Raw genomic sequence first — 12,682 nt, forward strand, 5'->3', positions numbered from 1 at the left:
GTCATGGCATTATCCAGCACCCTCAGCCGCAGCCTGATCCGATCAATATCCTTTGCCTGCAGACCGCTGGTGTCACCTTTTTCGTATAGTCTCTGCAATCCCTTATGCTTCCGGCTTTTAATCACGCCTGTTTCTCAACGGGAAACAAGAGAGTGTTTTCCTTCAGGCAACAAAATTGCGTGACCAGCCCAATGATGAGCGGTCCGAAAGGAGTATCAATAGCTGAAACGGTGGCGTCCAGTGCGGTGTGTCATGGCCGGCAGTAACGCAGAGCGGCCGCTGAAAGTGGTCTGACGCAATGTCTGCTCCTTTCAGCGGCCCACAGGCTTAACCCGCATTACGCTCAAAGTGGCTGTTCACAAAGGCGCGACAGCGCGGCGAGATGGGATCGAGGAATACCTGTTCCGGCGCGCCGGACTCTTCAATCATGCCCTGATGCAGAAAAATCGCTTTGTTGGAGACTTCCCGCGCAAAGCCCATCTCATGGGTCACGATGATCATGGTACGTCCCTCTTCCGCCAGGCTACGGATCACCCGCAGCACTTCCCCCACCAGTTCGGGATCGAGCGCGGAAGTCGGCTCATCAAACAGAATCGCTTTCGGCTGCTGCGCCAGCGCCCGGGCAATCGCCACGCGCTGCTGCTGACCGCCGGAAAGTTGCGATGGCCAGGCATCGCGCTTTGCATACAACCCCACCTTATGCAGCAACGCTTCAGCCTCTTCCAGCGCCTCTTTGTGACTGCGTTTCTGCACGTGAATCGGTGCTTCAATGATGTTCTGCATCACCGTCTTGTGCGGCCACAGGTTGAAACTCTGGAACACAAAGCCGAGCTGCATCCGCATCAGTTTGATACGGCGACGCTGCTCGCGGTTCAGTTTTTCGTCGGCGTTATCCAGCGTAACCGATACCTCGCCGACCGCAATTTCCCCCGCCTGCGGCACTTCAAGGAACGGTATACAGCGCAGCAGGGTGCTTTTGCCGGAGCCGCTGGCACCGATTAGCGAAATCACATCGCCATCCTGCGCCGTCAGGCTGATGTCATGCAGCACTTCATGTCCCGCATAACTCTTTCTGAGATGACTCAGCATGATTGTCGGTGCCGTCATGAGCGCGCTCCAAAGTAGTAAGGTGAGAGTCGACGTTCCAGCATCGACACGCCTTTGCTGACCAGCATGGTCAGTATCAGGTAAATCACCGCGGCACTGAGGAACACCTCCAGCGCCCGAAAAGTCGACGAGACTATCGAATCGGCAATCCCGGTCATCTCCATCAGGCTGATGGTGCTGACCAGTGAGGTGGCTTTAATCATCGAGATAATTTCGTTGCTGTAGGCCGGTAACGCCTGGCGAATGGCGATCGGTAAGGTAATGCGGGTGAAGATTTTGTGTGATGCCATACCGGAAACTTTTGCCGCCTCCAGCGATTGCGTACTGACGGCGCGCAGCCCGCCCCGCAGAATCTCAGAGGTATAGGCGGCATCGTTGAGGATCAGCGCCAGCAAGCCGCACCAGTAGGGATCGCGTAGCAGCGGCCAGAACAGGCTTTCGCGCACTGCCGGTAAGCTGCCGAGTCCGTAATAGACCATGTAAATCTGGATTAACAGCGGCGTACCGCGAAACAGCCAGACATAGAAACGACAGAACAGGCTGCCGACCCGCGTCATGCGCAGCAGATTGAGCAGCAGCGCCAGCAGGCCACCGCCCAGCAGCGATAACAGCGCGAGGTTAACCGTCAGCGGCAACCCTTTCAGCAGCGCCAGCAAGGTTTGCTGTAAAAAAGTGATATCCACGTGGACTCCTTACGCCTTCACGCGTTGTTGACCGCGCATCGCAAATTTTTCCACGTAGCGGAAAACCATGTCAGAACAGGTGGTGATGATCAGGTAGATCACCGCGCCGACGCTGTAGAAGAAAAACGACATCTGAGTGGAGTTAGCCGCAGTTGATACCTGATTCATGGTTTCTACCAGTCCGGTGACCGACACCAGCGCCGACTCTTTGATCACCGATTGCCACTGATTGCCCATTCCCGGCAGCGCGGTGCGCAATGCCTGCGGCACAATAATGCGGCGGAACATCATTAAGCGCCCCATACCGGTGACCGTCGCCGCTTCCAGCGTGCCCTTCGGGATGGCGTAGAACGCGCCGCGAAACACGCCGCTCTGATAGGCACCGGAAATCAGCCCGATGGCAATCGCGCCGGCCACAAAGCCGTTCACATCAAACGGGCCCTGCAAACCCAGCGCGGTGCCGACGGTCGAGACCACCTGTCGCCCACCGAAATAGAACAGGTAGATCACCAGCAGCTCAGGCACGCCGCGAAACAGGGTGATGTAGCTGGCCGCCAGCCGCTGTTGCCAGCGCGAGCCGGCAATCTGCATCCAGCACAGCACGCTGCCGAGCACCGCGCCCAGCAACCAGGCACAGAGTGATACCGTGACGGTGACGGCAGCGGCACTCAGCAGTACCCCGCCCCATCCTTCGTCGCCAAAGCCCAGTATCTGCCAGTCGATATTCATCAACATCAGCGGTTACGCTTTGGGCGCGACGTCTTCGCCGAACCACTTAATTGACAGTTTGCTCAGCGTGCCGTCTTTGATCATTGAGTCCAGCGCCTGATTCAGCGCCTGCTGCAGCTCACTGTTGCCTTTGCGCAGACCAATAGCCGATCCCGCCCCCAGTACGCCGCCGGAGAAGCCGTAGCCGCTGCTGCTGATCGCCTCAGCGTGTTTTTTCACAAAGGCGTTAAGGTTAGTTCGGGAGGCCATCACCGCGTCGACCCGACCATTCATCAGGTCAGCGAAGGTTTCCGGACCAGCCTGATAGGTGCGGATGGTGGCCACATCGCCAAGGTATTTTTGCAGGAAATCGGCCTGAATGGTGGCGACCTGCACCGCGATGGTTTTACCTTTAAAGCTGGTTTTCAGATCCTCAATCGCTTTTTTCATGCCCGCTTCATCATCCGCGGTAACCACCGTGCCGCTGCCTGGCAGCGTTGCCAGCGGCGAGGATTTAGAGGTGACAAAACTGGAGACGCTGACGGTGTACTGATGGGTAAAGTCGATCGCTTCGGCGCGCTTAGGCGTGACGGTGACCGCATCAATCACCGCATCATATTTACCGTCAATCAGGCCCGGGATCATACCTGACCATTTCTGGGCGATGATTTCATATTTAAAACCGGCGCGCTTAGCCAGCTCCGCCACCATATCCGGCTCGTAACCGACAATTTTGCCGCTCGGCGTGGTCTGGTTAAACGGTGGATAAGCCGCCTCGGTGGCGAATTTCAGGGTGCCAAAATCTTTTGCCTGGCTGACCACGGAGGTTGCCAGCAGCGCCACGGTCAGGGAAGCCGCAAACAGACGGTTGTGCATCATCATAGAAACCTCATTTTATTATTAAGAGAGCAGCTCAATGGCAAGGCGGCTCAGCGCCTGCGTCCCGGCGGCAATGCTGCGTTCATCCGGTTGATAGTCGGAGTTATGCAGGTGATCGTCACGGCCCGGCGTGGCAGAACCAATGTGGATCTGACAACCCGGAGCCCGTTCGGTAAACAGCGAGAAATCTTCAGCGCCAAAACTGTCGCTGGGCTGCGCGATAATCGGCTTATCAAACTGGTGCGACAGGATCGGTTCCAGCGCATCAATCAGGCGATCGTCATTCATCAACGGCGGGACGCCACGCTGGAAATTGACCTCCACACGCACGTTCTGGGCCAGCGCCACGCCCTCGCACATCCGCTTAAACGCGGCTTCCATGTCGGCACGCACCGCCGGCGATTTCGTGCGGATGGTGCCCTGAAACAGGCAGCTGTCGGGGATAATGTTGTGGGTAGTGCCGCCCTGAATATGACCGATGGTCAACACCGCGGAGTGGGCCGGATCGCGTTCACGCGAAATGATGGTTTGTAGCTGACTGATGAGATGCACGGTAGCGATAATCGGATCGCTGCCCATGTGCGGACGGGCGGCGTGGGTCGATACGCCATGCACCGTCACGTCGAATTCGTCACTGGAGGCGGTGCTGGCGCCACGGGTCAGCGCCACTTCTCCAGCCGCCAGTTCCGGCTTGTTGTGCAGGGTGATTGCCCAGTCGATGCCCTCTGCCGCACCATCGGCGATCATCGCCTGCGCGCCGCTGTCAGGCGTCTCTTCGGCCGGCTGGAAAATCAACCGCACCGTCCCTTTCAGCTGCTGACGATAATGTGGCAGGATCGCCGCCACGCCAAGCAGGGTGGCCGTGTGGATATCGTGTCCGCAGGCGTGCATTTTGCCGGGCCAGACGCTGGCAAAAGGCAGTCCGGTCTGTTCATGGATCGGTAAAGCATCCATATCAGCGCGCAGCAGCAGGGTTTTACCCGGCTCTGCGCCCTGGATATCCACCATCACGCCGCTGCGGCCGATACCGGTTTTTGGCGTCAGCCCCAGCGCCTGCAACTGTTGCGTCACCAGGCTGGCGGTACGCAGCGTATCGAAACCTAATTCCGGGTGGGCATGAATATCACGTCGAATCGCCACTAAATGGGATTCCAGTTGTTCTGTTCTGGCTTTTATTTCCCTGGCCAGCAGTGCTTTATCCTGATTCATAGCAGCCCCGGCAATATTGGGTCGGCATCGTAATGCAGACTCTTTTTTTATGTGATCATGATTTCTGGTATTTGCGACCGACTATTTATTCACAGCATGGCGCAGAAAGCAACGCGCAAAAGCCGGCCGCAGCCGGTTTAAAATCAATGAGATAGGAATAACCATAGGAAGATTGAATGAGAAGCGGGCGGATCAGCAATAATATTAATAATCCGCCAGATGAAATTACTTTCACTACTTATCGGCAGCAGAAAGTCGCTTAGTGATTCAGCTAAATTAAAGAGTCATTACTATTTCCGCTCATTTCCCGGCTGTTCATCAGTAATAAAACCCCGCAGTTGAGCAGAGCTTCAGCGCTGACCTGCTTAGCCACTGTACGAAGTGGTGTCACCCTATCCGCTATCGAATCCCGATCGGCCCTGACAGCGCAACCGCCCTGCAGGCTGGCGCTGACCATCAGTGCGAGGATTGGTGAGGCGAACATGGAGAGCTCCTGAGTCGATACTGAATTGTGACCACATTATTAAATGGTCACTGGTTGTCAATCTCGCTACGTTGGGATGCGGTTGCAGCAATGACCTGATACGCGACGCTTTACTTCACGAATGGTTCAGCGGTGCGGTAATCATCCTGATGCAGAAACATGGTTTGCCCTGAGGTTGTGACTATTGACATTATTAGTCACTGGTCTGAGAATGCGGTTACTCTGCTGATGAATGAATAAGGTAACCTATGCTCAGGTTCAAACCTGCCGCCCTTGCTGTCTGCCTGTTGCCGCTGGCCCTAGCAGCCTGCGGCGACCCGTCCGGCACCGACGATCCGCGGACTCAGCCTCCTCTGGTCAGAGCGGCCACCGTAGTGAGTGCTGCCGATACCTCGCGCGCCTTCACTGGCGTTGTTGTTGCACGCACACAAAGCGACCTCGGCTTCCGGGTAGAGGGCAAAATTCTTGAGCGTCTGGTTGATACCGGCCAGACCGTTAAGCGCGGTCAGCCATTAATGCGTCTGGATCCGGTTGACCTGAGCCTCCAGGCACAGGCGCAGACGCAGGCTGTTACCGCTGCGCGGGCGCGTGCCCGACAGGCTACGGCTGATGAGGCTCGTTATCGGGGACTGGTCGCTACAGGAGCTGTTTCTGCGTCAGCCTACGACCAGATAAAGGCCGCCGCGGATTCGGCCAGAGCCGAACTCAGCGCGGCACAGGCGCAGGCCAATCTCGCCCGGAATGCGACCGGATATGCCGTGCTGCTGGCGGATGCCGACGGTGTGGTGATGGAAACGCTGGCCGAACCCGGCCAGGTGGTTGCGGCAGGCCAGCCAGTCATCAGGCTGGCCAGAGCGGGACAGCGTGAAGCCGTCGTGCAGCTGCCTGAGACGCTGCGGCCGGCAATCGGCAGCGAGGCGCAGGCTAAACTGTACGGTAGCGCAAAACAGTCTGTTACCGCCAGGCTGCGTCTCCTCTCCGATGCCGCCGATCCGGTGACGCGCACTTTCGAAGCCAGATATGTGCTTGAAGGCGCACTGGCCAGCGCACCGCTCGGTGCCACCGTTACGCTGCATATAGCAGAAGATAAAACACCCGGTCAGCGCCTGCAGGTGCCGTTAGCGGCGATTTATGATCCCGGCAAAGGGGCTGGCGTCTGGGTTATTTCAGGCAAGCCGGCCAACGTCACCTGGCGATCCGTCCAGGTGGTCGGGCTGGGGGACGATGCCGCCAGCGTAACCGGTGGGATCAAGCCGGGCGATCAGGTGGTGGCGCTGGGTGCGCATCTGCTGCATGACGGTGAAGCGGTACGGATCGCCCCTCAGAGCAGCGTCAGTGCTGCCGGGAGCCAGCCATGAGCAGCGGCCGCTTCAACCTTTCAGCGCTGGCGGTCCGCGAGCGCTCAATCACCCTGTTCCTGATCATTCTGATTACCGTCGCCGGTATTCTCTCTTTCTTCGAACTTGGCCGGGCTGAAGACCCGCCTTTTACCGTCAAGCAGATGACCATTATCTCTGCCTGGCCGGGTGCAACCGCCCGCGAGATGCAGGATCAGGTTGCCGAGCCGCTTGAGAAGCGGCTGCAGGAGCTTAAGTGGTATGACCGCAGTGAGACTTATACCCGTCCCGGCCTGGCTTTTACCATGCTGTCACTGCAGGACAGCACGCCGCCTGCAGAAGTACAGGAGGAATTCTACCAGGCGCGTAAAAAGCTGGGTGATGAAGCCAAAAATCTGCCGGCGGGCGTGATCGGGCCGATGATAAATGACGAGTTCTCTGATGTGACTTTTGCCCTGTTTGCGCTTAAGGCGAAGGGAGAACCACAGCGCGTGCTGGCGCGCGATGCAGAGTCGTTGCGCCAGCAGCTTTTGCACGTGCCCGGCGTGAAAAAGGTCAACATTATCGGTGAGCAGAGTGAGCGGATTTTTGTCTCCTTCTCACATGACCGGCTGGCCACGCTCGGTATCTCTCCGCAGGATATCTTCTCCGCACTAAACAGCCAGAACGTTCTGACCCCTGCCGGTTCGATTGATACTCACGGACCTCAGGTGTTCGTTCGTCTGGATGGCGCCTTCGACAAACTGGAGAAAATCCGCCAAACGCCTGTTGTGGTCCAGGGCAGAACGTTGCGGCTTTCGGACGTGGCAACGGTTGAACGAGGCTATGAAGATCCAGCGACCTTTATGGTACGTAATCAGGGAGAACCGGCCCTTTTGCTGGGCGTCATCATGCGTGAGGGCTGGAACGGGCTGGATCTGGGTAAGGCGCTGGATGCGGAAACGGCCAGAATCAATCAGGGTATGCCACTGGGCATGACGCTGACCAAAGTCACCGATCAGTCCGTGAACATCAGTTCCGCCGTTGATGAGTTCATGGTCAAATTCTTTGTCGCGCTGCTGGTGGTGATGGTGGTCTGCTTCATCAGTATGGGCTGGCGGGTCGGCGTCGTCGTTGCCGCCGCCGTGCCACTGACGCTGGCTGTCGTTTTTGTGGTGATGGAGGCTTCCGGTAAGAACTTTGACCGTATCACGCTGGGTTCTCTGATCCTGGCGCTGGGTTTGCTGGTGGATGACGCCATTATCGCCATAGAAATGATGGTGGTGAAAATGGAGGAAGGCTACGACCGTATCAAAGCGTCCGCCTATGCCTGGAGCCACACGGCTGCGCCGATGCTGGCGGGTACGCTGGTTACGGCCGTTGGCTTCATGCCCAACGGGTTTGCACAGTCCACCGCCGGCGAATATACCAGCAACATGTTCTGGATAGTGGGCATCGCCCTGATCGCCTCATGGGTGGTCGCGGTGGTCTTTACGCCTTACCTGGGCGTGAAAATGCTGCCGGAAATCAAAACCGTGGCGGGAGGACATGCTGCCATTTACAACACCCGTCATTACAATCGCTTCCGGCGCGTTCTGTCCCGCGTCATCGCGAGAAAATGGTGGGTAGCCGGATCGGTTATTGCCATTTTTACGGTCGCTGTTCTCGGGATGGGACTGGTTAAAAAACAATTTTTCCCTACCTCTGACCGCCCGGAAGTGCTGGTAGAAGTCCAGATGCCTTATGGCACCTCGATTGAGGAGACCAGCGCCACGACGGCAAAAGTCGAAGCGTGGCTTCAGCAGCAGAAAGAGGCAAAAATCGTCACCGCCTATATCGGCCAGGGGTCACCGCGTTTTTATCTGGCCATGGCACCGGAACTCCCCGACCCGTCGTTTGCCAAAATTGTTGTGCTGACGGACAGTCAGGCGGCACGTGAGGCACTGAAGTTCCGGCTGCGAGAAGCGGCGGCTCACGGGCTGGCACCAGAGGCACGCGTCCGGGTGACACAACTGGTGTTTGGCCCTTACTCGCCTTATCCGGTGGCCTATCGCGTCATGGGTCCGGACCCGACCACGCTGCGCGCGATTGCTGACAAGGTGGAGGCCGTGATGCAGGCCAGCCCGATGATGAGAACCGTCAATACCGACTGGGGCCCGCGGGTGCCAACGCTGCATTTCACGCTCAATCAGGATCGGCTGCAGGCCGTGGGGCTGACATCAAATGCGGTGGCACAGCAGCTTCAGTTCCTGCTTTCAGGCGTACCGATCACATCGGTGCGTGAAGACATTCGTTCAGTGCAGGTTATGGGACGCGCGGCAGGCGACATCCGGCTTGATCCGGCCAAAATAGCGGGCTTTACCCTGGTCGGCTCATCCGGTCAGCGTATTCCGCTGTCACAGATAGGGGAAGTCAGCGTCCGCATGGAAGATCCGATTCTGCGTCGTCGCGATCGTACTCCGACCATTACGGTACGTGGTGATATTGCTGAGCATCTGCAACCGCCGGATGTCTCCACCGCCATGCTCAAACAATTGCAGCCGGTTATCGACAATCTTCCGGCTGGATACCGCATTGAGCAGGCGGGAGCGATAGAAGAATCCGGTAAAGCGACAAAAGCGATGGCACCGCTGTTCCCGATTATGATCGCCATGACGCTGCTGATTATCATTCTGCAGGTGCGGTCGATGTCAGCGATGGTGATGGTCTTTCTTACCGCGCCACTGGGACTGATTGGCGTCGTGCCCACGTTACTGCTGTTTAACCAGCCGTTTGGCATCAATGCACTGGTCGGGCTGATTGCGCTGTCGGGCATCCTGATGCGTAACACCCTGATCCTGATAGGCCAGATTCACCACAATGAGCAGCAAGGACTCGCGCCTTTTGATGCGGTGGTAGAGGCAACGGTACAACGTGCCCGTCCGGTGTTGCTGACGGCAATGGCCGCCATTCTGGCATTTATTCCGCTGACGCATTCGGTGTTCTGGGGAACGCTGGCATATACCCTGATTGGCGGTACGTTGGGCGGCACCGTTATTACGCTGGTGTTCCTGCCCGCGATGTACGCGATCTGGTTCAGGATCCGCCCTGAAAAACCGCGGTCTGCTGATGAAAAAGCCCTGACCTGACGGTTGTGAAAGTCGCCGTGATCCCTGAATAAGCGATCACGGCCTTTACCCCATCGAATGGGATAAAGAGGTTTACCTTACGCCGAGAGGTTTTATCCCGGTGACAGGTTCGCCCATTAGCCAGACGTTGCGCCCGTTCAGTTACCTACATTTCCCTGCGATCTGCGCCATATGCCACAGCTTTCATTGCCTGCAGCGCGTTCAGACGCGTTTTTAATGCGGCTTCAATATGGTCATAGGCTGTGCTGCCCAGCGGCAGACGTAATGGGGGGCTGGCCGCATCTGCTGCGGCTATTATTGCTGTCACGCATCTTTCAGCATCACCTTTAACCGCAAACTCTCCCGATAGCAGTGCCGATCGCAGTTCGCCCGCCGGCGTATTGCGATAAGCCGGCAGGGCATCAGCAATATCCAGTCCCGCACCGAACTGCGTTGCCGTCGGCCCCGGCTCTACCAGCAAAAAGTCGATGCCGAACGCCGCCACTTCCTGCCGGACCGCTTCAACAAAACCTTCGATTCCCCATTTAGTGGCGTGATACAAACTGAAATCAGGGTAGGCGATCTGGCCGCCCTCCGAAGACAACTGCACGATGCGCCCGCCGCCCTGCTGCCGCAAAAATGGAATCGCCGCGCGGATAAGCTGAATCGAACCCATGAGATTGGTGGCAATCTGGCGCTCAATTTGCTTATCGCTCAACTCTTCGGCTGCGCCAAACAGGCCGTACGCCGCGTTGCTTACCACAATATCAATCTGCCCCGCCCAGGCGAACGCAGCGTCAACCGCGGGCTTAATCGCTGCTGTATTGCTGATATCCAGCACCATCACCTGCAAATTATCGCCGTATTGCACGCGCATATCTTCTAATGCTGCTTCACGCCGGACGCTTGCCACCACCCGATCGCCACGGTCCAGCAGACTTTGACACATCAGGCGACCCAGGCCGCTGGATGCGCCGGTTATTAGCCAGGTTTTCATTATGGTCATCTCCGTTTAGTAAGCCGGATAACAGCATAAACCGGTTTATTGGTGGCATAATCTCCGCAAATCAGAATGGGGTGGTGGGAAATATCCAACAATGAAGCGTCCTTCCTGGAACGAACTGCAGGCGGTGAAAGTCATTGCCGCACAGCGCAGCTTTAGTCGCGCTGCTGACGTGCTCGGACTTAAACGTTCAACGCTCAGCCATACCATTAAAGGGCTGGAGGCAACACTTGGCGTGCAGTTGTTCCATCGCACAACACGTAGCGTTGCGCTGACCGAAGCGGGTGAAATGCTGATTGCGCGTCTGGCACCGTTACTGGCGGAAATGGATGAACTGCTGAATGACGTCACCGCCAGCGGTCAGCAGCCTTACGGCACGTTGCGCATCAGCGCCAGCGATGCGGCAATCAGCCTTCTGCTGGAATCGGTATTGCCAGCATTTATCCAGCAAAAGCCGGGAATCGAAATTGATTTAGTTGCACAAGGTCAACTGGTGGATATCGTGGCGCAAGGATTTGATGCGGGCATCCGGCTGATTGAAGATGTGCCTAAAGACATGGTTGCCATTCCTCTGAGCGGGCCGCTGCGTTTCGTTACCGTAGCATCGCCCGGTTACCTGGCAGGACGACCTGACATTCGCCACCCGCAGGACATTATGCAACATACCTGTCTGCGCCAGCGTCTGCCTGGCGGCAAACGTTATCACTGGGAATATCAGCAGCATGAGCAACAGTTTGCGCTGGATGTGCCGGGCAGCCTGACCCTCGACAGCAGCGCTTTAATGGTGGAAGCCGCTGTCGCAGGGTTGGGTGTGGCCTATGTGCCAGAGCCCTACGCCCGGCAGGGTCTCGACACTAAGCGGCTGGTTACGTTACTGGAAGAATGGACGATCACGTCTCAGGGTATTGCACTCTACTTTCCGCAAAATCGCCACATGCCTGTCGCATTGCGACTGTTCGTTGACACGCTAAAAGCAGCGATGCGTGCCTGAAATTAACTCAGCTGATTCGGCCAGCGTACCCGTTAAAACGGGTTACGGATTAACGGTAAGCAAACACCGAGCGGTTCAGACCCATCGTCCGCTGTAAACCGACGCTACCTCACCCACTCCGATACCTCTGCGGCATCGCATAGTCAGTATCAGCTATCGCGTTAACTTCACGTCATGCCACCTATCTGACTACCCGTTTGCATTCGACCTTACCCGTCATTCATCTTCGTTCGACCGTCTGGCGTTATTCTGCCCCTGCCTTCAGCCAGGCAGACGCTGAAGTATCGTATCAACCGGGACGGCACAAAAAATATTTACCTAACAAGTGTTAGATAGGTGTTGACGCCTATCGAATCACCCGCTAAGGTTTACCTACCTAACGTTAGTTAGATAACTCGACCCCCAACTTTAAGGATCATGACCATGACAACTAAACTTCAGCTTTTCACTTCGCCTTCAGCCTTTCCGAATCCACAGCGTCTGCGTCTGTTCATGCACGAAAAAGGCATCGCTGACCATTTTGCCGAGACCATCTATGACATGTCTCCTGTCGGAGAACAGCGTGGCTGGCGTCATTTGAATATGAATCCGTGGGGCGAAACGCCTACTCTGCAACTGGCTGACGGTAGCTACATCTCCGAAACGGCTGCCATCGTTCGTTATCTTGATCAGGCGTATCCCGGTCGCAAGATCATGGGAGAGACCGCACTGGAACAGGGTCTGGATAACATGTGGGATAACCGGATTTGGGTGCACATCCTGTACCGTATCGTAACCGCGTTCCATGTGCTGCACACCGGACTCGGCTTCAAGCTGGAACTGACCAAAAATGAGGCCTGGGGCGAACACTGCCGTAAGGAAGCGCTGGCTCACGCCGCCCTGGTCAATCGTCATCTGTCAGACGGCCGCGAATGGCTGCTCGGCGGCGATGCCCCGACCTTCTCGGACATTACGCTGGCAACCGCCATCGCCTTCTCGAAATTCCCGGTCAATGCCACACCACTGGACGAGCGTTTTGAGTTCCTGGATGCGTACTGGCAGCGCTGGACAAAACGTCCTGCTTTCCAGGCAGCCTACGCCGATCGCAGCAGCGGCATTCCTGAGCTGGATTCGCCAGCCCGGTAATAGCTTCTCAATGACAACGCCGGTACGCCGGGATCGCCATCCTTTAACTTTCCCGGTGACCGTAGTGGTC

Annotated in this window: 11 protein-coding genes; 4 read left to right on the forward strand and 7 right to left on the reverse strand. The window is 56.9% G+C overall.

Annotated elements, in window-relative coordinates:
- Nucleotides 1-327: 327 nt before the first annotated feature.
- From AABB92_RS12110 to AABB92_RS12135, 6 genes are all read right to left on the reverse strand, one after another.
- On the reverse strand, nucleotides 328-1,107 hold the full coding sequence (locus AABB92_RS12110) for an ATP-binding cassette domain-containing protein (protein ID WP_031377574.1): 780 nt from the start codon (nucleotides 1,105-1,107) through the stop codon (nucleotides 328-330).
- Nucleotides 1,104-1,790, reverse strand: a complete 687-nt coding sequence (locus AABB92_RS12115) for an ABC transporter permease (protein ID WP_031377575.1) — start codon at nucleotides 1,788-1,790, stop codon at nucleotides 1,104-1,106. Before AABB92_RS12115 ends, AABB92_RS12110 begins: the two co-directional genes overlap by 4 nt.
- 9 nt (nucleotides 1,791-1,799) lie before the next feature.
- Nucleotides 1,800-2,525 carry an ABC transporter permease gene (locus AABB92_RS12120; protein WP_031377576.1) on the reverse strand — a complete coding sequence of 242 codons (726 nt, stop codon included), beginning with the start codon at nucleotides 2,523-2,525 and terminating at the stop codon, nucleotides 1,800-1,802.
- A gap of 6 nt (nucleotides 2,526-2,531) precedes the next feature.
- Nucleotides 2,532-3,380 (reverse strand): ABC transporter substrate-binding protein, encoded by an 849-nt coding sequence (locus AABB92_RS12125; RefSeq protein ID WP_031377577.1) that lies wholly within the window; start codon nucleotides 3,378-3,380, stop codon nucleotides 2,532-2,534.
- Between the two features lie 18 nt (nucleotides 3,381-3,398).
- The gene (locus AABB92_RS12130; RefSeq protein WP_031377578.1) at nucleotides 3,399-4,586 is read right to left on the reverse strand and encodes a M20 metallopeptidase family protein; all 1,188 of its coding nucleotides are present in this window, start codon (nucleotides 4,584-4,586) and stop codon (nucleotides 3,399-3,401) included.
- Between the two features lie 271 nt (nucleotides 4,587-4,857).
- Nucleotides 4,858-5,070 carry a hypothetical protein gene (locus tag AABB92_RS12135; RefSeq protein ID WP_031377579.1) on the reverse strand — a complete coding sequence of 71 codons (213 nt, stop codon included), beginning with the start codon at nucleotides 5,068-5,070 and terminating at the stop codon, nucleotides 4,858-4,860.
- A gap of 248 nt (nucleotides 5,071-5,318) precedes the next feature.
- Here AABB92_RS12135 and AABB92_RS12140 point away from each other — a divergent pair, with 248 nt between their 5' ends.
- Together AABB92_RS12140 and AABB92_RS12145 are read left to right on the forward strand one after the other, a co-directional pair.
- Nucleotides 5,319-6,428 (forward strand): efflux RND transporter periplasmic adaptor subunit, encoded by a 1,110-nt coding sequence (locus tag AABB92_RS12140; RefSeq protein ID WP_031377580.1) that lies wholly within the window; start codon nucleotides 5,319-5,321, stop codon nucleotides 6,426-6,428.
- Nucleotides 6,425-9,514: an efflux RND transporter permease subunit gene (locus tag AABB92_RS12145; RefSeq protein WP_046289292.1), complete on the forward strand. Its 3,090-nt coding sequence runs from the start codon at nucleotides 6,425-6,427 to the stop codon at nucleotides 9,512-9,514. The genes AABB92_RS12140 and AABB92_RS12145 overlap by 4 nt, the downstream gene beginning before the upstream one ends.
- A 145-nt stretch (nucleotides 9,515-9,659) precedes the next feature.
- Here AABB92_RS12145 and AABB92_RS12150 read toward each other — a convergent pair whose 3' ends face one another.
- Entirely contained in the window at nucleotides 9,660-10,490 is an 831-nt protein-coding gene (locus AABB92_RS12150; protein WP_082097613.1) for an SDR family oxidoreductase, read from the reverse strand.
- Nucleotides 10,491-10,590: 100 nt separating this feature from the next.
- Between AABB92_RS12150 and AABB92_RS12155 the strand changes: the two genes are divergently transcribed.
- The gene (locus AABB92_RS12155) at nucleotides 10,591-11,487 is read left to right on the forward strand and encodes a LysR family transcriptional regulator (protein ID WP_031377581.1); all 897 of its coding nucleotides are present in this window, start codon (nucleotides 10,591-10,593) and stop codon (nucleotides 11,485-11,487) included.
- A gap of 423 nt (nucleotides 11,488-11,910) precedes the next feature.
- Complete coding sequence (locus AABB92_RS12160) at nucleotides 11,911-12,612, forward strand: glutathione S-transferase family protein (protein WP_031377582.1); 702 nt, start codon at nucleotides 11,911-11,913, stop codon at nucleotides 12,610-12,612.
- Nucleotides 12,613-12,682 lie beyond the last annotated feature (70 nt).

It is taken from the genome of Pantoea brenneri (assembly GCF_038594305.1).
Taxonomy (GTDB): Bacteria; Pseudomonadota; Gammaproteobacteria; order Enterobacterales; family Enterobacteriaceae; genus Pantoea; species Pantoea brenneri.